The organism is Oryzomicrobium terrae (assembly GCF_008274805.1).
Taxonomy (GTDB): domain Bacteria; phylum Pseudomonadota; class Gammaproteobacteria; order Burkholderiales; family Rhodocyclaceae; genus Oryzomicrobium; species Oryzomicrobium terrae.
Window position 1 is genome coordinate 1,819,459 of record NZ_CP022579.1, and the last position, 21,379, is coordinate 1,840,837.

A 21,379-nucleotide genomic window follows, 5' to 3' on the forward strand; every position below is an offset into this window, starting at 1 on the left:
GGCGGCGGGGAGGACGGTTGCGGCAGGCACGGCGGGCGGTGATGGGACGAAGTGGGAAGGCCATCCTAGGCCCGGCCTTACACCCAGTCCAATATATAATTAAGTCACTTTTAATACGTAAAATATATCAATGGAACTGCGCCACCTGCGCTACTTCGTCGCCGTCGCCGAAGAGCTCCATTTCACCCGGGCCGCCGAGCGGCTACACATCGGCCAGCCGCCGCTATCGCAGCAGATCCAGGCGCTGGAGGCCGAACTGGGGGTCACCCTGTTCGAGCGCAACCGCCGCCACGTAGCCCTGACCGAAGCCGGCAAGCGTTTTCTCGGCCACGCCCGGCAGATCCTTGCCGATACCCGCCATGCCGCCGACGAGGCCCGCCGTGCCGCCCGGGGCGAGGTGGGCGAGCTGCGCATCGGTTTCACCTACTCGGTCCCGTTCACCAGCATCCTGCCCGGCCTGCTGCGCGACTACCGGCAGCGCGCCCCCGGGGTCACCCTGACCCTGCACGAGATGTTCACCATCGACCAGATCAGCGCCGTGGCCGAGGACCGGCTCGACGTGGGCTTTGTGCGCAACCTGGCGCGGGATGAGACCCCGGGCGTGACCCTGCGCGAGATCCACCGGGACCCGCTGCGCCTGGTCATCAACGCCCACCACCCCCTGGCCGATGCCCCCCAGGTGAGCCTGGCCGACCTGCGCCAGGAAGGCTTCATCTTCTATCCCCGGGACGCCGGCACCGGCATCCACCGCGCCGTGGCCCAGATGTGCCGGGCCGCGGGCTTTGCCCCCAAAGTTGTGCAGGAAGCCCGGGAGGCCACCACCCTGATCGGCCTGGTGGCCGCCGGCCTCGGGGTGACGGTGCTGCCCTCCCCCCTCGAATGCGTACGCATGCCGGATGTGCGCTACGTTCCCCTGTCCGACCCCGGTGCCCACATCTCCCTGGCGGTGGCCCTGCGTGACCGGCCGCCGACGCCGTTGCTGGCGGGTTTTCTCGCTTGCCTGGAAGAGCGCAGCGCGACCGTAGTGGAGCACCCAGCGGCAGAACCGCGCTAAACGACAACACCCATAAACCCGGCTCGGAAGGAAATTCCTGACGGCGGGCCCGGTTTCCACTCCGTATCAACCCGGATACCAAGGCCGTAGCGTGTGTAATGGTGTGTAAATGGAATTCTTTAATGCTTTGGCCCAGGGCGCTTTTGCGGTACTTTCTTGCCTGCAGCATGGCGGCCGTCGTTTTTCGCTGTTTCCCGCCGGTGCCTTCGCATCCCTCCCAGCCAGCCGCTCCATCGCCAGCCATTCCATGGGGTTCTCCGAACCCCCGCCCCGCCCAGCCGATACTGTCGTGCTCGCCCGGGGCGCCGTTTCTGGCTCCGCTCCGCTCCCGGCCCCCGCCCAGGGATGCCCACGCGTCGACCGTCATAGCCTGCTGCGTATGCCGTTACTTGCGCCAGTTGAGTCGCATTTGTTGATTTGCCGCGTGTTGTGCGTCTTGTGTTTGCCCCGTCCATCTACCCATCATTGAGGTTTTCATGACGACCCGCCTCGACGATCGTCGTGCTGCTGTTCGCACTTTCTTCACTCAAGGCCGCCGGCGCTGGATGCTGGCCGGTGCGCTGGTGGCCGCGGCCGCCGGCGTGGCCTACTGGCAATATGGCCCCAGCGGCCCTGGCCTGCCCGGCAGCGGTAGTGGCGCTCCTGGCGGGATGCGCGCGCCGGGCGGTCCCGGCATGAACGGTCGCCCTACCCCGGTCCAGGCCAAGGCGGTGCGCAGCGGCGAACTGCGGGTGTTTCTCACCGCCCTGGGCACCGTTACGCCGGTCAATAGCGTCACCGTGCGCAGCCGGGTGGATGGCGAACTGCTCAAGTTCCACTTTCAGGAAGGCCAGATGGTCAAGGCCGGCGCTCTGCTGGCCGAGATCGACCCCCGCGCCTACCAGGTCCAGCTGACCCAGGCCGAGGGCCAACTGGCCAAGGACCAGGCGCTGCTGGCCAACGCCCGCATCGACCTGGCCCGCTACCAGACCCTGCTCGAACAGGATTCGATCGCCAAACAACAGGTCGATACCCAGGCCGCCCTGGTGCGCCAGTACGCCGGCACGGTGAAGAGCGACGAGGGCCAGGTGGCCAACGCCCGTCTGCAACTTTCCTACACCCGTATCACCGCGCCGGTAAGCGGTCGGGTCGGCCTGCGCCAGGTGACGCCGGGCAACATCGTGCACGCCTCGGACGCCACCGGCCTGGTCATCATCAACCAGATCCAGCCGATCCAGGCCCTGTTTGCCCTGCCCGAGGACAATCTGCCGGCGGTGCAAAAAGCCCTGCGCAGCGGTTCCACCGTGCTGGTGGAAGCCTGGGACCGGGCGCAGAAGAACAAGCTGGCGACGGGCCGCCTGCTCACCCTGGACAACCAGATCGACACCACGACCGGCACCGTCAAGCTCAAGGCCGAGTTCGCCAACGACGGCAAGGACGGCACCGAGGAGCTGTTTCCCAATCAGTTCGTAAACATCCGGCTGCTGGCGGAAACCCGCCCCGATGCGCTGCTGCTGCCGACTGCCGCGGTACTGCGCGGCAGCCAGGGCACCTTTGTCTTCATCGTGCGCGACGACGGTACGGTGACCCCGCGCCCGGTCAAGCTCGGTCCGGTGGATGGCGAGGTGGTGGCAGTGGAAAGCGGCCTGACGGCCGGTGACAAGGTGGTGGTGGACGGCACTGACCGGCTGCGCGACGGCGCCAAGGTGGAGGTCGTCGAGCCCACCATCCCCGCTGCCAAGAAATCTGGCGGTCCGCGCAAAGGCGAGCAACGCCGGGGTGGCCCGGGCGGCGGCCGTCCGCCGGCACCGTAAGGGCCTGCCCGCACCATGAACCCGTCGCGCCTCTTCATCCTCCGGCCGGTGGCCACCACCTTGCTGATGGTGGCCATCCTCCTCTCCGGGCTGGTGGCCTTCCGCTTCCTGCCCGTATCGGCCCTGCCCGAGGTGGATTACCCGACCATCCAGGTGGTGACCCTCTACCCCGGTGCTAGCCCGGACGTGACCACTTCGGCGATCACCGCGCCCCTGGAGCGCCAGTTCGGCCAGATGCCGGGCCTGGCCCAGATGACCTCGATCAACTCCGGCGGCGCCTCGGTGATCACCCTGCGCTTTTCCCTGGAGTTGCCGCTGGACGTGGCCGAGCAGGAGGTTCAGGCGGCCATCAACGCCGCCAACAGCCTGCTGCCCAACGACCTGCCGATGCCGCCGATCTACAGCAAGGTCAATCCGGCCGACGCGCCGATCCTGACCCTGGCGGTGACCTCGGACACCCTGCCTCTCAACCGGGTGCAGGATCTGGTCGATACCCGGGTGGCGCAGAAGATCTCCCAGTTGCCCGGGGTCGGCCTGGTGGCCCTCTCCGGCGGACAGCGGCCGGCGGTGCGGGTGCAGACCAACCCGGCGGCCCTGGCGGCCTACGGGCTGTCCCTCGACGACGTGCGCACCGCCATTGGCGCGGCCAACGTGAACCAGGCCAAGGGCAACTTCGACGGGCCGAGCCGGGCCTCGACGGTGGATGCCAACGACCAGCTGAAATCCCCCGAGGACTACCGGCGCCTGGTGATCGCCTACAAGAACGGTGCACCGGTGCGCATCATGGACGTGGCCGAGGTGGTGGACGGGGTTGAGAACTCCCGCCTGGCCGCCTGGGCCGACCGCAAGCCGGCCCTGATCATCAACATCCAGCGCCAGCCCGGCGCCAACGTGATCGAGGTGGTGGACGGCATCAAGGCGCTGCTGCCCCAGCTCGAAGAGAACCTGCCCGGCGCCCTGGACCTGCGCATCCTGACCGACCGCACCACCACCATCCGCGCCTCGGTGCACGACGTACAGCTCGAATTGCTGTTCTCCATCGCCCTGGTGGTGATGGTGATCTTCATGTTCCTGCGCAACCTGCCGGCCACAGTCATCCCCAGCGTGGCGGTGCCCCTCTCCCTGGTGGGCACCTTCGGCGTGATGTACCTGGCCGGTTTCTCGATCAACAACCTGACCCTGATGGCCCTGACCATCGCCACCGGCTTCGTCGTGGACGACGCCATCGTCATGATCGAGAACATCGCCCGCTACATCGAGGAAGGTGAAACGCCCCTGTCGGCGGCCCTCAAGGGCTCGCGCCAGATCGGCTTCACCATTATCTCCCTGACCTTTTCCCTGATCGCCGTGCTGATCCCCCTGCTTTTCATGGGCGATGTGATCGGCCGCCTGTTCCGCGAATTCGCCGTGACCCTGGCGGTGGCCATCCTGATTTCCGCGGCGGTATCCCTGACCCTGACGCCGATGATGTGCGCCCGGCTGCTGCGCCATGTGCCCGAAGAAAAGCAGGGGCGCTTCTACCGGGTGATGGGCGACTTTTTCGATAACGTTATCGCCCGCTACGGCCGCATGCTGAGCTGGGTGCTCGACCGCCAGGCCGCCACCCTGTGGGTCGCGGTCGGCACCGTGGCCCTCACCGTAGCCCTCTACCTGGTGGTGCCCAAGGGCTTCTTCCCGGTCCAGGACACCGGGGTCATCCAGGGCATCACCGAGGCCACCCAGGCCATTTCCTTCCCGGCCATGGCCGAGCGCCAGCGCGCCGTGGCCGAGGCGCTGCTCGAAGACCCGGCGGTGGACAGCCTGTCGTCGTTCATCGGCGTGGACGGCACCAACGCCACCCTGAACAGCGGCCGCCTGTTGATCAACCTGAAGCCCCACGACCAGCGCAGCGAGTCGGCCAGCGAGATCATCCGCCGTCTGCAGCAGCGCCTGGCCAAGGTGACGGGCATCACCCTGTACATGCAGCCGGTGCAGGATCTGACCATCGAAGACCGGGTCAGCCGCACCCAGTATCAGTTCACCCTGCAGGCCTTCAGCACCGAGCAGTTGTCGGAATGGGTGCCCAAGGTGGTCGAGCGCCTCGCCGCCATCCCGCAACTGGCCGACGTGACCAGCGACCTGCAGGACAAGGGCCGACAGGTGTACGTGAACATCGACCGGGATACGGCCGGACGCCTCGGCGTGACGCCGGCGGGCATCGACAACGCCCTGTACAACGCTTACGGCCAGCGCCTGGTGTCCACCGTGTTCACCCAGTCAAACCAGTACCGGGTGGTGCTTGAAGTGAAGCCGGAATTCCGCACCGGGCCGGCCTCGGTGGCTGAGCTGCGGGTGCCGACCAGCGCCGGCGGCCTGGTGCCCCTGGCCGCCGTGGCGCGCATCGAGGAGCGGCCGGCCTCTTTGGTGCTCAACCGCCAGGGCCAGTTCCCCGCCGCCACCATCTCGTTCAACCTCGGCAAGGGCGCGTCCCTGGGCGAGGCGGTGGAGCTGATCCGCCAGGCGGAACGCGAGATCGGCCTGCCGGCCACGGTGCAAACCAGCTTCCAGGGCGCGACCCTGGCCTTCCAGGCGGCTCTGACCAACCAGTTATGGCTGATCCTGGCGGCCATCGTCACCATGTACATCGTCCTGGGCGTGCTCTACGAGAGCTACATCCACCCGGTGACGATCCTCTCCACCCTGCCCTCGGCGGGCATCGGCGCCCTGCTCGGCTTGCTGGTGTCGGGCACCGAGCTGTCGGTGATCGCGCTCATCGGCATCATCCTGCTGATCGGCATCGTCAAGAAAAACGCCATCATGATGATCGACTTCGCCCTGGAGGCGGAGCGGGTCGAGGGCAAGTCGCCCCGGGAAGCCATCTACCAGGCCTGTCTGCTGCGTTTCCGGCCGATCCTGATGACCACCCTGGCCGCCCTGCTCGGCGCCCTGCCGCTAATGCTGGGCTCGGGCGTCGGCTCCGAGCTGCGCCACCCCCTGGGCATCACCATGGTCGGCGGCCTGCTGGTCAGCCAGGTGCTCACCCTGTTCACCACGCCGGTGATCTACCTGGCCTTCGACCGTCTGGCGGCGCGGCTGGCTGCGGCCCGTGCCGCCAAGGCCCGCGCCAGTATTGGCTCTCCGGGCAACGCGGAGCGCTGAGGCAGGTTCCATGCGCATCTCCGCCCTGTTCATCCACCGGCCGGTGGCCACCACCCTGCTCACCCTGGGCATCGCCCTGGCGGGCCTGGTCGCCTTCCGCCTGCTGCCGGTGTCGCCCCTACCTCAGGTGGATTACCCGACCATCTCGGTGTCCGCCTCCCTGCCCGGGGCCTCGCCGGAAACTATGGCGGCCACCGTGGCCACGCCCCTGGAGCGGGCCCTGGGGCGGATCGCCGGGGTGAGCGAGATGACCTCGACCAGCTCCCTGGGCTCGACCCGCGTCACCTTGCAGTTCGACCTGGACCGGGACATCAACGGCGCCGCCCGGGATGTGCAGGCCGCCATCAATGCCGCCCGCACCCTGCTGCCCACCGGACTGCCGTCGAATCCCACTTACCGCAAGGTGAACCCAGCCGATGCGCCGATCATGATCCTGGCGCTGACCTCGGACACCCTGTCCCAGGGCCAGGTGTACGACGTGGCCTCGACCATCATCGCCCAGAAGCTCTCCCAGATCGGCGGGGTCGGCCAGGTCAGCGTCGGCGGCAGTTCCCTGCCGGCGGTGCGGGTCGAGCTCAACCCCCGGGCGGTGAACCAGTACGGCCTCAACCTGGATACGGTGCGCACCGCCCTGGCCAGCGCCAACGTCAACCGGCCCAAGGGCATGGTCGATGACGGCGAGCGGCAGTGGCTGATCGGCGCCAATGACCAGGCCAAGACCGCCAAGGATTACTTGCCCCTGATCGTCAGCTACAAGAACGGCAATCCGGTGCGGCTGACCGACGTGGCCGAGGTGGTGGACGGGGTGCAGGATCTGCGCAACGCCGGTTCGGCCAACGGTAAGCCCTCGGTGCTGTTGATCATCAACCGCCAGCCCGGCGCCAACATCATCGAGACCATCGACCGCATCCACGACGAACTGCCCCGGCTGCAGGCGGCCATTCCCCCGGCCATCGACCTCACGCCGAGCATGGACCGCTCCCTGACCATCCGCGCGTCGCTGCGCGAGGTGGAAACCACCTTGGCGATCGCCGTCTCCCTGGTGATCCTGGTGGTCTTCCTCTTCCTGCGCAACGGCCGGGCGGCCCTGATCCCCACAGTGGCGGTACCGGTGTCCCTGATCGGTACCTTCGCCGCCATGTACCTGGCCGGTTTCTCGCTGAACAACCTGTCGTTGATGGCGCTGACCATCGCCACCGGCTTCGTGGTGGACGACGCCATCGTCGTGCTGGAGAACATCGCCCGCCACGTCGAGGACGGCATGACGCCGATGCGTGCTGCCCTGCGCGGGGCGCGGGAGGTGGGTTTCACCGTGCTCTCCATGAGCCTCTCGCTAATCGCCGTGTTCATTCCCATCCTGCTCATGGGCGACATCGTCGGCCGGCTGTTCCGCGAGTTCGCCGTGACCTTGTCGGTGGCGATCCTGATCTCCCTGCTGGTGTCCCTGACCACCACGCCGATGATGTGCGCCCGGCTGCTCAAGCGCCGCGAGGCAGCTGTTGCCACCGACGCGGAAGCTCCCGCGGCCCTGCCCTCCCCTGCGCTAATGCAGTCGCGCTGGCGCACTTGGCTGGCACGCCTCAATCCCCTGGCCTGGCAGCCCTTCGTCGCCCTCCAGGCCGGCTACCGGCGCACCCTGGGCTGGGCCCTGGACCACAGCCTGGTGACGATCCTGCTGCTGGCCGCCACGGTGGCCCTCAACGTTCATCTCTACATCATCGTGCCCAAGGGCTTGTTCCCCCAGCAGGACACGGGACGGATCATGGGCTTCATCCGCGCCGACCAGAGCATTTCCTTCCAGGCCATGCGCCAGAAGCTGGCGGACTTCATCGAGATCGTCCGGGCCGATCCGGCGGTGGACACGGTGGTGGGCTTCACCGGCGGCAGCCGGGTCAATTCCGGCTCCATGTTCCTCAGCCTCAAACCGCTGCGCGAGCGCGGCGTTTCCGCCGACCAGGTGATCAACCGCTTGCGCGGCAAACTGGCCAAGGAGCCGGGCGCCAATCTGGTGCTCTTCCCGGCCCAGGACATCCGTATCGGCGGGCGGCAGAGCAGCGGCTCCTACGACTTCACCATCAAGGCCGACGAACTGGGCGAACTGCGCACCTGGGAGCCGCGCATCCGCGCCGTGCTGTCCAACCTGAAGGAATTGGAGGACGTAAACACCGACCTCCAGGACAAGGGCCTGCAGACCACCCTGAGCGTGGACCGGGACGCCCTGGCCCGTACCGGCATCACCATGAGCCAGCTGGTGGGCGCCCTGGGCAATGCCTACAGCCAGCGCCAGGTATCGACCATCTACAGCTCGCTCAACCAGTACAAGGTGGTGATGGAGGTGGCACCGCCCTTCTGGCAAAGCCCGGAAGCCCTGCGCGACGTGGTGCTGATCGGCCCCAGCGGCACCCAGGTGCCTCTCTCCACCCTGGCCCGCTGGGAACCCACCTTCACCCCCCTGGGGGTGGAGCACGACGGCCAGTTCGTCTCGTCCACCGTATCGTTCAACCTGGCCGAAGGCGTCTCTTTGTCCCAGGCCTCCGCCGCGGTCAAGACGGCCCTGGCCCAGGTGGGGGTGCCGACCTCGATCCAGGCCGGCTTCGAAGGCAGCGCCAAGCAGTTCCAGTCCTCCCAGGCGAGCCAGTTGCTGCTCATCCTGGCCGCCCTGATCACCATGTACATTGTCCTGGGGATGCTCTATGAGAGCTTCATCCACCCTCTGACCATCCTGTCCACTCTACCCTCGGCCGGGGTTGGCGCGTTGCTGGCGCTGATGGCCTTCAAGACCGAGTTCGGCGTGATCGCCCTGATCGGGGTGCTGCTGCTGATCGGCATCGTCAAGAAGAACGCGATCATGATGATCGACGTGGCCCTGGCAACCCAGCGCCGCGACAACCTTTCCCCCCGGGAAGCGATCTTTCGCGCCTGCCTGCTGCGCTTCCGCCCAATCATGATGACCACCCTGGCCGCCATCCTCGGCGCCGTGCCCCTGGCCCTGGGCCACGGCGACGGGGCCGAGCTGCGCCAGCCCCTGGGGATCGCCATCGTCGGCGGCCTGATCGTCAGCCAGTTGCTCACCCTGTACACCACTCCGGTGGTCTATGTTTACCTCGACCGTTTCGGCCAGTGGGGCCGGCAGCGGCTGCGCCGCCTGTGGCGCCGCAGCGCACCCGACGCCGCCCTGGCGAGCGGCTCGTGATCCCCGTTTCACACCGTCACTCCCCCTTGCCCCGAGACGCCATGCCTGTCCGCCCCTCCCCTGCCCCGTTCCGGCCGACGCGGGCCATCCTGCCGACGCTGTTGGCGTTACTGCTCGCCGGTTGTGCCGTCGGTCCGGACTTCGCCCGCCCGGAGAGCCCGGCCAGTGCCGCCGGTGCCCAGTTCCGGGAGCGCCCGGACACAGCCAGTGCCGACAGCGGCTGGAAACCGGCCAGTCCTGCCAGTCCGGCGATTTCGGACCGCTGGTGGGAAATTTATGGGGACGCCACCTTGAACGGGCTGATGGACCAGATCGAGGTTAACAACCAGACCCTGCGCCAGTACGAGGCCCAGTACCGCCAGGCCCAGGCCACGGCAGCCGCGGCCCGGGCAGCCTTTTTTCCCACCCTGACCGGTAACGCCAGCTACAGCCGTAGCCGCAGCGCCACCACCTCGTCCACCACCTCGTCCAGCACCGGGACCACGACGGGCCCCAGCCGTATTTCCACCAGCCGCGCCCTGTCCCTCGATGCCAGTTGGGAAGCGGATCTGTGGGGCCAGGTGCGGCGCAGCGTCGAAGCGGGCGATGCCGGTACCCTGGCCGGCGCCGCCCAGTTGGCCTCGGCCCGCCTCTCGGCCCAGGCCACCCTGGCACAGAATTACTTCCAGCTACGCGTGATCGATGCCGAGCAGGCCCTCTATGCCCAGACCCTGGCGGCCTATGAGCGCTCCCTGGCCATCACCCGCAACCAGTTCGCGGTCGGCATCAATACCCGGGCGGATGTGGCCCAGGCTGAGTCCCAATACCAGTCGGCCCTGGCGCAAAACCTCGACCTGAGCCTGCAGCGCCGCCAACTGGAACATGCCATCGCCCAGTTGCTCGGCAAGGCCCCCGCCGACTTCGCCTTGCCCGCGGCCACCACCGCCTCCGCCAGCAACGACTGGCGCCCCGAGGTGCCGGTGGTGCCCGTAGGTGTCCCCTCGACCCTGCTCGAACGGCGCCCCGATGTGGCCGCCGCCGAGTACCAGGCGGCGGCCGCCAACGCCCGCATCGGCGTGGCCAAGGCCGCATTCTTCCCGGCCCTGACCCTGACCGGTAGCACCGGCTACCGGGGCCAGTCCCTGGCCCAGTGGTTCGATGCTCCCAGCCGGGCCTGGTCTCTCGGCGCCAGCCTGGCCCAGTCGATCTTCGACGGTGGCCTGCGCCGCGCCCAGACCGACCAGGCCATCGCCGCCTACGACGTCACCGTGGCCCAGTACCGCCAGACAGTGCTCGGCGCCCTGGTGGAGGTGGAGGACAACCTGGCGGCGCTGCGCATCCTCGATGAGGAAGGACAGATCCAGGACAAGGCGCTGGCGGCCGCCCGGGAAGCCGAGCGGCTGGCCCTCAACCAGTACAAGGCGGGCACTGCCAACTATCTGAGCGTGGTGGTGGCCCAGGCCAATTCGCTCAACGCGGCGCGTAGCGCTTACCAGATCCTGGGCCGGCGTCTGTCGGCCAGCGTGCTGCTGGTCAAGGCCTTGGGCGGCCACTGGGAAGGCAATGGGGGCAGCGCGGCTGCGCCAGCCCCTAGCGGAACACCCGTTGCCCAAGCACCAGCAGCGCCGCAATGAGGGCTATGCCGGCGAGCAGGTGGAAATAATCCTGGCCGGCCAGCAGTAGCACATGCCGCGCTGCATCCGAGAGGACGTGGCTCTGGGCGGTCAGCACCTCGGCACTGCCGCCGTGATGCCACTGGCCGGCCTGGAGCGCCAACACGCTCCAGGCGATCCCCGACGACGAGGCCAGCTCGCGGATGATGTTCTTGGTCTGGTAGGCGTGGGAAAACGCCCGGGCATCCTCATCCGGATTGATCTGGGCAAAGGTGCCCTGGGCCACCGGGCCGAGAAAGAACGAAGCGAACAGCCCATTCAATACTAATAGGGCCGCCACCGTCCCCCGGGAGGTGGCTGGCCCGACACCTCCCATCAAGATGCCAAAGGCCAGCAACAGCGCCAGGGCGACCAGCATGTAGACCTTGAATCCAGGGCGTACCAGGGCCAGCTTGAAGTGGACCAGGGCCCCCACCAGGCTGCTTACGGCGGCTACGGTCATCAAAGCGCCGGTTTGCAGCAGGTCCATGCCCAGTGCCTGACGCAGGAACAGGGGAATGAAGTAGCCGTTGGCGTTGGCGACGAAGTAGCAGAAGAAGTAGAAGGCCGTGCCGATCAGGTAGCGCAGGTGGAACAGGGCCCGGTAGTCGATCAAGGGTGCAGCGTGGCGCCACTGGCGATGCACGAACCAGCCCACCAGAGCGGCACCGCCGCAAATGGCCAGGATCAGGGCAACAGGGTGGCTGAACAACGCGTAGGGCAGGCGTTGACCGGTGTACTGGAGGCCGATCACTCCCAGGGCAAGCCAGGTCAGTCCGTGCCAGTGGGCCGGGCTGCGTTGTTCCGCAGCGACCGTCTCCCGGGGCAGAAAGCGGGGTGACAGCAGCGCCACCGCGCCCAGCAAGGGCAGCATCGACCAGAACAGCATGGTCCAACTACTGACGTGCAGCAGCCAGGCGGCCAACCCCGGGGCAATGCTGGAGGCGGTCAATAGGCCGATCACGAAGGCCACCATGGCGTGCAGCCGCTGCGGTCCGGCGACCTGGTTGGACAGAATCCGCCCGGCGCAGAAGAAAGTGGCTCCCGCGGCTCCCTGAATCGCCCGTCCGGTGATGAAAACGGGTACATCGCCGGCGCTGGCGCACAGTACCGTTCCCAGGGTGTACGCTGCCAACGAGGCCAGGATGAAGCGTAGGTAGCCCCAGCGCTCGACGATCCAACGGTGCTTGAACAGGGCCACGATAGCCGCCGCCGAATAAGCGGTGGCGCTCAGGCTGTAGTGCTCCGGCGCAGCGCCAATAGCCTGGCCAAGGTAGGGAGCAGCGAAATTCACCATGCCGTTCTGGAGGAACTCGACACTGGTGAGCAAGCCGAGGAACAGCAGATACAGGGGCGTGGCGCGCTGGGCCGGCGCGGCCAGGGTGAGGGAGGCGACCGCCATGGGAATCCGTCATGAAATACAGGCGGGCAAGTCTACGCAGGGCCTTTGAATCAACCGAATCGATTGTTTAAATTTAAACTATCGATATGGATGATATTTATCATGGCGATTTCCGCCGCCTCGACTTGAATCTGCTGGTGGCTTTCGACGCCCTGATCCAGGAGCGTAGCGTCAGCCGTGCCGCCGCGCGGCTGTACGTCGGCCAGCCGGCCATGAGCCATGCCTTGGGGCGACTGCGCGAACTCTTCGGCGACGAGTTGCTGTTTCGCAGCGGCACGGCCATGGAACCTACCCGGCGCGCCCTGGAAATCGCCGCCAGGGTCCGTCCCCTGCTGCAGGAAGCCCTGGCCGTAACCGCCCCGGGGCAGGGGTTTTCGCCAGCCAAGGCGCGGGCCCACGTCAAGCTGGCCATGTCCGATCCCCTGGAGGCGATCCTGCTCCCTGGCCTGATCGGCCGCCTGCGCGAGCGGGCGCCGGGCATCACCCTGGCGGTCCAGCCCCTGGCCGGGCCTGCCCTGCTCGATGCCCTGGATGTGGGCCAGGTGGCGCTGGCTGTCGGCTTCTTTCCCCAGGTGCGCGATACCCATTTGGTGACACCGCTTCACGACGTCACCCTGGAGTGCCTGCATGCGCCACAGCAGATCGCCTTGCCGGCCAATCCCAGCCTGGACGAGATCCTGGCCTGCCCGCACTTGCACACGACCTACATCGGCGAATTCGCCGGTCTGTTCGACAACACCCTAAAGCAACTGGGCAAGAGCCGCAGTATCGTTGCCCGTACGGCCAGCCCCCTGGCCATTCCCTTCGTCCTTGCCCAGACGCCCCTGGTGGCGGTCCTGCCGGGCATTGTCACCCGCCTGTTCCGCGACCATAGCCGCTTGCGCATTGACCCGGTGCCGATCGATGGGCTGATGTTCTCGATTTCCCTGGTACGCCATCGCCGCGATCGGCACAGCCCCCTGCTCGACTTCATCGAACAGCAGTTGCACGAGGTGGTGGAAGAAACCCTGAAGTCGGCCTTTTAAGGCCGGTACGGGTCAATGGGTCACGTCGTCGCCGATGACCGGCAGGCGCAGCACGTCGATGCCTTCGTCCTGGAGCGCTTCGTACTCGTCGGCGGTGGCCTGGCCGCGGATAGCCCGAGCCGGGGCTTCGTCGTTATGGATCTTGCGCGCTTCGTCGGCAAAATTCTTGCCGACATCCTCCGTGTGCTGGATCACCGCGCTCACCAACTGCCGGAGCAGTTGTTCCGGCGTCGGTTGAGGGGCTGCGGGCGTGGGCGCCAAAGGCGCGCTGGCCGCGGAGGTTGTCGCCGTTTCGGCAGCAGTTGCGCAGCGACCGCTGCGGACGATATGACCGCCGGAGGGGATTTTCTCAATGCGCGGCGAGGCACAGACCGGACAGGAGAGCAGACGGGCCTCCTGCTGCCGGGAAAAATCGTCGGAAGAGCGGAACCACCCCTCGAAACGGTGCTCCTGCTCGCAGCAAAGGTCGTAGATGATCACGGCAGGCCGCGTGCGCGAATGGTGCCCGGAACGGGACTTGAACCCGTAAGCCTTGCGGCGGCGGATTTTAAGTCCGCTGTGTATACCAATTTCACCACCCGGGCAGGATGAGAAAAGCGAAAGGTAGCATTATAGCCGCTGCAAGGGTTGCAACGGGATTCGGCCGGACAAATCGGCCGATAATCGGCGCAATCGACAGTAAGGCGGTCTAAAAGCAAAAAAGGGACGCCTTTTGGCGTCCCTTTTCAACTTGGAGCGGGAGAAGAGTCTCGAACTCTCGACCTATACCTTGGCAAGGTATCGCTCTACCAACTGAGCTACTCCCGCAAAACTTTTTACTGATCACCTCTGACAACTAACCGAAAAAGTCGAGGCGATCTCAATCTTTTTCTTTATTTGGAGCGGGAGAAGAGTCTCGAACTCTCGACCTATACCTTGGCAAGGTATCGCTCTACCAACTGAGCTACTCCCGCAAAACCTTTTACTTCAAGCTACTGGAGGCGCGAGCCGGAGTCGAACCGACCTACACGGATTTGCAATCCGGTGCATAACCGCTTTGCTATCGCGCCAAAACCAAATGTTCTACGTGGCCTTGACCACACGGGCAAAGATGCCAATCTTTACCCAAGAATTTGGAGCGGGAGAAGAGTCTCGAACTCTCGACCTATACCTTGGCAAGGTATCGCTCTACCAACTGAGCTACTCCCGCGTTCAACGTGGAGCGCATTATAAGGACTGGCGCGACGATGTCAACATCCGGCCCTGTTTGCGCCAAAAATACCCTTTTGACATAAAAGCCGAAGCAAAGGGCCGCTTCGGGGCAACTCAGCGTCCGTGCTGGCGCGCCTCCTGGCGGAGGATCTCCGGCCAGGCCATGCGCATGTAGTAGCCCATGGACCACAGGGTCAGCACTGCGGCCACCCACAGTAGCCAGGTGCCCCACTCGCGCACGTTGATGCCGTGGTAGGGGGCGTGGAACAGCAGCAGCGGGATGGCAGTCATCTGGGCGGCGGTCTTGACCTTACCGATCATCGATACCGCCACGCTCTTGGCGGCGCCGATCTTGGCCATCCACTCGCGCAGGGCGGAGATGGTGATCTCCCGACCGATGATGATGGCGGCGATCACCGCGTTGGTTCGGTCGAGCTGGACCAGCACGATCAGGGCGGCGGCCACCATCAGCTTATCGGCCACCGGGTCGAGGAAGGCGCCGAAGGCCGAGGTCTGGTTGAGCGCCCGGGCCAGGTAGCCGTCGAGCCAGTCGGTGAGCGCGGCGACGACGAAAATCAGGGTGGCGGCGAGGTTGCGCTCCTGCCCACTCAGCCAACTGTCCGGCACATAGTAGGCGGCGATCAGCAGCGGAATGGCGAGGATGCGCAGCCAGGTGAGGAAGATGGGCAGGTTGAACGGCATGAGGGAGTGCAACTATCAGTGAAAGACCGCGTGAATCTTTTCCGCCAGTTCCGGACCGATGCCCGGAACGGCGGCCAGCTGGTCGACCCCCGCCTCGGCAATGCCTTGCAGGCCACCGAAGCGGGTGATGAGCGCCTTGCGCTTTTTCGGCCCGATACCCGGCACGTCTTCGAGTCGGGAGGTGATACGGGTCTTGGCGCGCTTGGCCCGATGCCCGGAAATGGCGAAGCGGTGCGCTTCGTCGCGGATTTCCTGGATCAGGTGCAAGGCCGGGTGTTCCGGGGGCAATTGTAGCGGCTCGCGTCCATCGGGGAAAACGAGGGACTCCAGCCCAGGCTTGCGCCCTTCGCCCTTGGCCACCCCCAGGTGCGGCACCTCGGTCAGGCCCAGCTCCACCAGGGCGTCGTGGGCCATGGCCAACTGGCCCTTGCCGCCATCGATCAGGATCAGGTCGGGGCAAACGCCCTCCCCCGTGGCTACGGCGTCGTAGCGACGCGACACAGCCTGGCGGATCGCCGCGTAATCATCCCCCGGCGTGATGTCGGTGATGTTAAAGCGGCGGTATTCGCTACGGCGCATGCCCCCCTTGCCCTCCTCCGACATCCACACCACGCAGGAAGCTACGGTGGCCTCGCCCTGGGTATGGCTGATGTCGAAGCACTCGATGCGCTGGATCGCCTCCACCCCCAGTACCTCGGCCAGGGCCTCGACCCGCTTGCCTTGCAGCGAGATGGTGTTGCGTCGCGCCGCCAGGGCCAGGCGGGCGTTTTGCTCGGCCAGTTCGACCCACACCTTGTGGGTCTCGTAGCGGGCCAGGCCCACGGGCACTGGCCGGCCGGCGATGGCCGCAATTTCGGCGAGTAGGGCTTCCCCCTCCTCCCCTTCCGCCGGGGCCACATTCACCAGGATGCGGCCGGGGATCGGGTGCAGCGCATAGTGCTGGGTGAGAAAGGCGGCCAGGGCCTCGGCCGGGGTGAAGTCGGCGGCGTTGCTCGGGAACAGGGGCTTGTCCCCCAGGTGGCGGCCGCCGCGCACCATGGCCAGGTTGACGCAGAGCATGCCGCCCTCGTCGGCCACGACGGCGACCACGTCCAGGTCCTCTTCCCGCTGGCTTTCCATGAACTGCTTGTCCTGGACCTTGTGCAGGCTCTGGATCTGATCCCGGTAGGCGGCAGCCTGCTCGAAGGCCAGATTCTCGGCGGCCTGCTCCATGGCCCGGGTCAGGCGCGCGATCACCTCCTGCTGACGGCCCTGGAGGAACAGCGCCGCCAGACGCACGTCCTCCCGGTAGTCGTCCGCATCGATCAGGCCGACGCAGGGGCCGCTGCAGCGCTTGATCTGGTAGAGCAGGCAGGGCCGGGAGCGGTTGGAAAATACCGAGTTCTCGCAGGTGCGCAGGCGGAACATCTTCTGCAACAGGTGCAGGCTGTCGCGCACCGCCCCGGCGGAAGGGAAGGGGCCGAAGTAGTCGGCCTTGCGGTCCAGGCTGCCGCGGTGGAAGCCCAGGCGCGGCGCCTCGTCCCGGGTGAGGACGATGTAGGGGTACGACTTGTCGTCGCGAAAGAGGATGTTGTAGCGCGGGCTGAGGCGCTTGATCAGGTTGTTTTCGAGCAGCAGCGCCTCGGCCTCGGTGCGCGTCACCGTGGTGTCCACCCGGGCGATCTTGGTCACCATCAGGGCGATGCGCGGGCTCGGGTGGTTCTTCTGGAAGTAGGACGAGACGCGCTTGCGCAGGTTCTTGGCCTTGCCGACGTAGAGCACCGTGTCGGCGGCGTCGATCATGCGGTACACCCCGGGCAGCTCGGGCACCGTGGCCAGGAAGGTCTTGGCGTCGAAGGGAACGGCGGGTTCCGCTGGCACCGCCGCTTCCGTGGATTGGGCGGATTCGGTCGATCCTCCCGGCACATCCAAGGCCTCCGACGCACCCGGTTGCCCCATCTCGGCCAGCGGGAGCGATGCCGGCGGGGCGCCGGCGTTGTCACGGGAAGCGCCCCCCTCCCCTTTACCCCCCTCTGGATCGCCGCGCTGGGCGCGGACCTTCGAGGTGCCTGCCTGGAGATCGTTATCCGGCGCAGCGTTCGACGACACCTCTTCGGAGATCAAGGACTGGCGCGGCGTTTCAGGGGATGGCATGGATCGATCCCGGCATGAGGGCGAGCAGGTTCAGGCCCGGACGGCTGCCGGCTGGGGGGCGTGGACCGCCAGGGCGTCGATGCGGACTCGGGCGGCCTGGTAGACCGGATCGTCCACTAGCCCGGCCCAGGTAGGCGCGGCGCAATGGGGCCAGAGGATGGACAGCCGGGCGGTGCTTTCCGGGCGCAGCGCCGGGTGCCAACGGGCGAGCAGGTCGTCCACCGTCTCGGGCTTGTTACATACCAAAAGCATGTCGCAGCCGGCGCCGTAGGCCGCCTCGGCCCGGGCCACCACGTCGCCGGCGACGCTGGCCCCTTCCATGGACAGGTCGTCGCTGAAGACGATGCCGTTAAAGCCTCGGCCACCTTGGCCGAACTCGCGGCGCAGCAGGCCGTGCCAGACCGGCGAGAAGCCCGCCGGGCGGTCGTCCACCTGGGGGTAGACCACGTGGGCGGGCATCACCGCGGCCAGGTCCAGGGTCCGGTAGGGCGCCAGGTCGGCGGCCATGATTTCGACGAGGCTGCGCTCGTCCCGGGGCATGGCCACGTGGGAATCGGCCTCGGCCCAACCGTGGCCGGGGAAGTGCTTGCCGCAGCCGCCGGCCATGCCCGCCGCCTTGAGGCCGGCGATCAGGGCGCCAGCCAGTTCGGCCACCACCGCCGGATCCCGGTGGAAGGCGCGCTCGCCGACCACGCCGCTGCGGCCCCAATCGAGGTCGAGCACCGGGGCGAAGGAGAAATCGACGCCGCAAGCCCGCAGTTCGCTGGCCAGCACGTAACCCACGGCCTCGGCGTCGAGCCGGGCCTGGTGTGGATCGCGGCCCCAGGCTTCGCCCAGGCGGGCCATGGCCGGCAGCCGGGTGAAGCCGTCGCGGAAGCGCTGTACCCGGCCGCCCTCGTGGTCCACGGCGATGGGCAGGGGGCGCACGGCGCGGATGGCGGCGGTGAGTTCGCACAACTGTTCGACGTCGCGGAAGTTGCGGGTGAACAGGATCACCCCGCCCACCAGGGGATGGGCCAGGCGGCGGCGATCGTCGTCGCTGAGGCGGGTGCCCACCACGTCGATCATCACGGGGCCGAGGGGGGCGGAGGTCGGGATGCTGGGCTGGAACGTGGACATGGAGCAGTCGAAAAAGAGTGGCAGGGACGCGCTGTCAGCGCGAGGCAATGCATTCGATGACGACGAAGGCCACGGCGTACTCCTTCTCGTCGGACAGGGTCAGGTGGGCGGCCAGGCGGCTGGCGGCCATGTGCTCGCCCAAGGCCCGGGAATAAACCAGGATGGGCTTGCCCAGGGCGTCGTGGCCCACAGCGATGTCGTTGAGACCGGCGGGATGGCGCACCCCGGTGCCGAGGGCCTTGGCGAAGGCTTCCTTGGCGGCGAAGCGCTTGGCGAGAAAGCGCCCTGCGTCGCCAGCCTTGTGGAACTCGGCGATCTCGCTCGGGGCCAGCAGGCGCTCCAGGGCCTTTTCGCCGTGGCGCGCATACATGCGCTCCAGCCGGGCGATGGCGACGATGTCAGTACCGATGCCGTAGATCATGGCGCCCTCCTTTGAGATCCGTTAGACGCTGCCGACGGCGGCGCCCTCGCGGATCAGGGTCTTCATTTCACGCACCGCCTCGCGCAGGCCGACGAACACGGCGCGGCTGACGATGGCGTGGCCGATGTGCAGCTCGCGCACGCCGGGCAGGCGGGCGATGGGCTGGACGTTGTAGTAGTTGAGGGCGTGGCCGGCGTTGAAACGCATGCCGAAGGCGCGGATGGCCTCGCCGGCCAGGGCGATCTTGTCGATCTCGGCCAGCACCGCCGGGGCTTCCGCATCGCGGCCGGCGTTGTGGAAGGCGTGGGCATAGGGGCCGGTATGCAGTTCGCAGACTCGGGCACCGATGCGCTCGGCGGCTTCCACCTGGCGCAGTTCGGCGTCGATGAAGACGCTGGTGACGATGCCGGCGTCGGCCAGGCGGGCCACCACGTCCTTCAGCCGGGCTTCCTGGGCGGCCACGTCCAGGCCGCCTTCGGTAGTCACCTCGTGGCGGCCTTCGGGCACCAGCATCGCCATTTCGGGCTTGATGCGCCGGGCGATCTCGACCATCTCGTCGGTGGCCGCCATCTCGAGGTTGAGCTTGATCTGGGTGCTTTCCTTGAGGCGGCGCACGTCATCGTCGTTGATGTGGCGGCGGTCTTCGCGCAGGTGCACGGTGATGCCGTCGGCGCCGCCCAGGTGGGCTTCCACGGCGGCCCACAGCGGGTCCGGCTCGTAAGTGCGCCGGGCCTGGCGCAGGGTGGCCACGTGGTCGATGTTGACCCCCAGTTCGATCATGCCGCTAACCTCTCTGCCCATCTCAAAGCTCCTGCAGTTCCTTGAAAATACGGCGGGTTTCCAGAGTTTCCCCGCCCAGGTAGTGGGCCATCAGGGCCCGCATCAATTGTTTGGCCTCGGCCAGCAGCCGGGGTTCGGCAAAATCGTCCCGGGCCAGGGCCAGCAAGGCGCGGCCGCTGATGCACAGGGGCGATTGCCCTTGCCGCGCCAGCCGCACCGGGCCGCGCTCGATCTCGTAGGCGTACCAGCCCTCTTCCATCACCGGCTGGCCGTCGGCGTCCTCGGTGAGCCACAGGCCGTAGCCAAGCTCCTGCAGCAGAGCCTTCTCGAAGCGGCGCAGGTCGGCCTCCAGCACCCCATCGGCAAAGCGGCGCAGGGTCTGGGCGTAGACCATGAACAGCCCCTCGTGGGGATCTTCCCGGGGCAGCAGGTTGAGCAGCAGTTCGTTGAGATAGTAGCCGCAGAAGAGTGCGTGGCCGCCGAGCAGGGGCTGCCCGCCGACCCATTCGGCCTTCATCAGGGTGAGTACCTCGCCCTTGCCCGACCAGGCCAACTCCACCGGCTGGAAGGCCATCAGCAGGCCGCGGATCGGCGAGCGGGGCCGCCGCGCCCCCCGGGCCACCAGGGCGACCCGGCCGTAATCCCGGGAAAACGCCTCGACGATCAGGCTGGTTTCCCGAAACGGATAGGTATGCAGGATGAAGGCGGGCTGGCCGTCGACTTTGCCGCGGTGCACGGTGCTGAGCAGGAAGCGGTGAAGGTGTCAGTGCGGGGATGCGGGCCGCCGGGGATTATTCGTAGCCCAGGCTGCGCAGCAGGCGGTCGTCATCGGTCCAGCCGGACTTCACCTTGACCCACACTTCCAGGTACACCTTGCCGTCGAACAGGCGCTCCATATCCTGGCGGGCCTCGGTGGCGATGCGTTTGAGGGTCTCGCCGCCTTTGCCGATGACCATCGGCTTATGGCTATCCCGATCCACTACGATGGCCGCGTGGATGCGGCGCAGCGGCCCTTGGTGTCCCTTGCCCGGCTCCACCTCGAATTTCTCGATCTCCACCGTGGCGCCGTAGGGCAGCTCGTCGCCGAGCAGGCGGAACAGCTTTTCGCGGATGTATTCGGCGGCCAGGAAGCGTTCGCTCTTGTCGGTCAGTTCGTCCTCGGGGAAGAGCAGACCCTCGTTGGGTAGATGCTTGCGGATCTCGCCGAGCAATTCCTGAGTCTGCTTGCCCTTGGCGGCCGATACCGGCACCACGGCGGCCCAGGAGCGGGCCTGGCCGAGTTCGGCAAGGAACGGCAGTAGCGTCGTCTTGTCGGCGATGCGGTCGATCTTGTTGACCACCAGCACCACGGGCTTGCCTTCGGGCAACAGGCGCACCACCTGCTGGTCGGCGGCGCCGTAGCGACCGGCCTCGACCACCATCACCACCACGTCCACGTCGTTGAGGGCTTGAGTCACCCCCCGGTTCATGGCCCGGTTGAGGGCGTTGGAGTACTTGGTCTGAAAGCCCGGGGTGTCGACGAAGACGAATTGGGCTTGGCGGCCCTTCGCCTCGTCGGTGAGGATGCCGGTGATGCGGTGCCGCGTGGTCTGGGCCTTGCGCGAGACGATGCTGATTTTTTCGCCCACTAGGCGGTTCAGCAGGGTCGACTTGCCCACGTTGGGGCGGCCAACGATGGCCACGTAGCCGGAGCGGTAGTCGGCGGCGTTGGCCGGGCCAGTGGCGTCGGCGCCAGCGTCGAAGTCGAAGTCGGGGAGGTCGTGGCCATCATCGTGGCCGGTGGTGTCGTTGGTCATC

Annotated in this window: 15 protein-coding genes and 5 tRNA genes; 6 read left to right on the plus strand and 14 right to left on the minus strand. The window is 66.9% G+C overall.

The window, feature by feature from the left end; all coding sequences use genetic code 11:
• Positions 1–130 precede the first annotated feature (130 nt).
• The 5 genes from OTERR_RS08375 (at position 131) to OTERR_RS08395 (ending at position 10,791) form a co-directional block, all read left to right on the plus strand.
• Positions 131–1,054, plus strand: coding sequence for a LysR family transcriptional regulator (locus OTERR_RS08375; protein WP_149425457.1), 924 nt, complete (start codon positions 131–133; stop codon positions 1,052–1,054).
• Positions 1,055–1,530: 476 nt separating this feature from the next.
• A complete protein-coding gene (locus OTERR_RS08380; protein WP_149425458.1) occupies positions 1,531–2,847 on the plus strand; it encodes an MdtA/MuxA family multidrug efflux RND transporter periplasmic adaptor subunit in 1,317 nt (438 codons plus the stop codon).
• A gap of 15 nt (positions 2,848–2,862) precedes the next feature.
• On the plus strand, positions 2,863–5,985 hold the full coding sequence (locus tag OTERR_RS08385) for an MdtB/MuxB family multidrug efflux RND transporter permease subunit (RefSeq protein WP_149425459.1): 3,123 nt from the start codon (positions 2,863–2,865) through the stop codon (positions 5,983–5,985).
• Positions 5,986–5,995: 10 nt separating this feature from the next.
• Positions 5,996–9,178, plus strand: a complete 3,183-nt coding sequence (locus OTERR_RS08390; RefSeq protein WP_149425460.1) for a multidrug efflux RND transporter permease subunit — start codon at positions 5,996–5,998, stop codon at positions 9,176–9,178.
• A gap of 41 nt (positions 9,179–9,219) precedes the next feature.
• Positions 9,220–10,791 carry an efflux transporter outer membrane subunit gene (locus OTERR_RS08395; RefSeq protein WP_149425461.1) on the plus strand — a complete coding sequence of 524 codons (1,572 nt, stop codon included), beginning with the start codon at positions 9,220–9,222 and terminating at the stop codon, positions 10,789–10,791.
• Here OTERR_RS08395 and OTERR_RS08400 read toward each other — a convergent pair.
• The gene (locus tag OTERR_RS08400) at positions 10,748–12,211 is read right to left on the minus strand and encodes an MFS transporter (protein WP_149425462.1); all 1,464 of its coding nucleotides are present in this window, start codon (positions 12,209–12,211) and stop codon (positions 10,748–10,750) included. The two genes, OTERR_RS08395 and OTERR_RS08400, sit on opposite strands and share 44 nt — an antisense overlap.
• A gap of 86 nt (positions 12,212–12,297) precedes the next feature.
• Here OTERR_RS08400 and OTERR_RS08405 point away from each other — a divergent pair, with 86 nt between their 5' ends.
• Positions 12,298–13,236 carry a LysR family transcriptional regulator gene (locus tag OTERR_RS08405; RefSeq protein WP_149425463.1) on the plus strand — a complete coding sequence of 313 codons (939 nt, stop codon included), beginning with the start codon at positions 12,298–12,300 and terminating at the stop codon, positions 13,234–13,236.
• A 12-nt stretch (positions 13,237–13,248) separates the two neighbouring features.
• Here OTERR_RS08405 and OTERR_RS08410 read toward each other — a convergent pair whose 3' ends face one another.
• From OTERR_RS08410 to era, 13 genes are all read right to left on the minus strand, one after another.
• A complete protein-coding gene (locus OTERR_RS08410) occupies positions 13,249–13,716 on the minus strand; it encodes a DUF1178 family protein (protein WP_082396793.1) in 468 nt (155 codons plus the stop codon).
• 19 nt (positions 13,717–13,735) lie between these two features.
• Positions 13,736–13,820 (minus strand) — tRNA-Leu (locus OTERR_RS08415).
• Positions 13,821–13,967: 147 nt separating this feature from the next.
• Positions 13,968–14,043: transfer RNA gene (locus tag OTERR_RS08420), tRNA-Gly, on the minus strand.
• Between the two features lie 70 nt (positions 14,044–14,113).
• A tRNA-Gly gene (locus OTERR_RS08425) sits at positions 14,114–14,189 on the minus strand.
• A gap of 22 nt (positions 14,190–14,211) precedes the next feature.
• Positions 14,212–14,285: transfer RNA gene (locus tag OTERR_RS08430), tRNA-Cys, on the minus strand.
• 64 nt (positions 14,286–14,349) lie between these two features.
• A tRNA-Gly gene (locus OTERR_RS08435) sits at positions 14,350–14,425 on the minus strand.
• Positions 14,426–14,541: 116 nt separating this feature from the next.
• Positions 14,542–15,129, minus strand: coding sequence for a CDP-diacylglycerol--glycerol-3-phosphate 3-phosphatidyltransferase (gene pgsA, locus OTERR_RS08440; protein WP_054621005.1), 588 nt, complete (start codon positions 15,127–15,129; stop codon positions 14,542–14,544).
• A 15-nt stretch (positions 15,130–15,144) separates the two neighbouring features.
• A complete protein-coding gene (gene uvrC, locus OTERR_RS08445) occupies positions 15,145–17,262 on the minus strand; it encodes an excinuclease ABC subunit UvrC (RefSeq protein ID WP_281290320.1) in 2,118 nt (705 codons plus the stop codon).
• 30 nt (positions 17,263–17,292) lie between these two features.
• Complete coding sequence (nagZ, locus tag OTERR_RS08450; RefSeq protein WP_149425464.1) at positions 17,293–18,381, minus strand: beta-N-acetylhexosaminidase; 1,089 nt, start codon at positions 18,379–18,381, stop codon at positions 17,293–17,295.
• 34 nt (positions 18,382–18,415) lie between these two features.
• A complete protein-coding gene (acpS, locus tag OTERR_RS08455; protein WP_054620869.1) occupies positions 18,416–18,802 on the minus strand; it encodes a holo-ACP synthase in 387 nt (128 codons plus the stop codon).
• Between the two features lie 21 nt (positions 18,803–18,823).
• Entirely contained in the window at positions 18,824–19,582 is a 759-nt protein-coding gene (locus OTERR_RS08460) for a pyridoxine 5'-phosphate synthase (RefSeq protein WP_054620868.1), read from the minus strand.
• A 22-nt stretch (positions 19,583–19,604) separates the two neighbouring features.
• Positions 19,605–20,318: a DNA repair protein RecO gene (gene recO, locus OTERR_RS08465; RefSeq protein ID WP_054620867.1), complete on the minus strand. Its 714-nt coding sequence runs from the start codon at positions 20,316–20,318 to the stop codon at positions 19,605–19,607.
• Between the two features lie 55 nt (positions 20,319–20,373).
• Positions 20,374–21,378 carry a GTPase Era gene (gene era / locus OTERR_RS08470; RefSeq protein ID WP_149425465.1) on the minus strand — a complete coding sequence of 335 codons (1,005 nt, stop codon included), beginning with the start codon at positions 21,376–21,378 and terminating at the stop codon, positions 20,374–20,376.
• Position 21,379: the final 1 nt, after the last annotated feature.

Bases quoted from the DNA above. Each gene is read 5' to 3' on its own strand.
- OTERR_RS08375 (WP_149425457.1), top strand. From the start codon at position 131: ATGGAACTGCGCCACCTGCGCTACTTCGTCGCCGTCGCCGAAGAGCTC.
- OTERR_RS08380 (WP_149425458.1), top strand. From the start codon at position 1,531: ATGACGACCCGCCTCGACGATCGTCGTGCTGCTGTTCGCACTTTCTTC.
- OTERR_RS08385 (WP_149425459.1), top strand. From the start codon at position 2,863: ATGAACCCGTCGCGCCTCTTCATCCTCCGGCCGGTGGCCACCACCTTG.
- OTERR_RS08390 (WP_149425460.1), top strand. From the start codon at position 5,996: ATGCGCATCTCCGCCCTGTTCATCCACCGGCCGGTGGCCACCACCCTG.
- OTERR_RS08395 (WP_149425461.1), top strand. From the start codon at position 9,220: ATGCCTGTCCGCCCCTCCCCTGCCCCGTTCCGGCCGACGCGGGCCATC.
- OTERR_RS08400 (WP_149425462.1), bottom strand. From the start codon at position 12,211: ATGGCGGTCGCCTCCCTCACCCTGGCCGCGCCGGCCCAGCGCGCCACG.
- OTERR_RS08405 (WP_149425463.1), top strand. From the start codon at position 12,298: ATGGATGATATTTATCATGGCGATTTCCGCCGCCTCGACTTGAATCTG.
- pgsA (WP_054621005.1), bottom strand. From the start codon at position 15,129: ATGCCGTTCAACCTGCCCATCTTCCTCACCTGGCTGCGCATCCTCGCC.
- uvrC (WP_281290320.1), bottom strand. From the start codon at position 17,262: ATGCCATCCCCTGAAACGCCGCGCCAGTCCTTGATCTCCGAAGAGGTG.
- nagZ (WP_149425464.1), bottom strand. From the start codon at position 18,381: ATGTCCACGTTCCAGCCCAGCATCCCGACCTCCGCCCCCCTCGGCCCC.
- acpS (WP_054620869.1), bottom strand. From the start codon at position 18,802: ATGATCTACGGCATCGGTACTGACATCGTCGCCATCGCCCGGCTGGAG.
- OTERR_RS08460 (WP_054620868.1), bottom strand. From the start codon at position 19,582: ATGATCGAACTGGGGGTCAACATCGACCACGTGGCCACCCTGCGCCAG.
- era (WP_149425465.1), bottom strand. From the start codon at position 21,378: ATGACCAACGACACCACCGGCCACGATGATGGCCACGACCTCCCCGAC.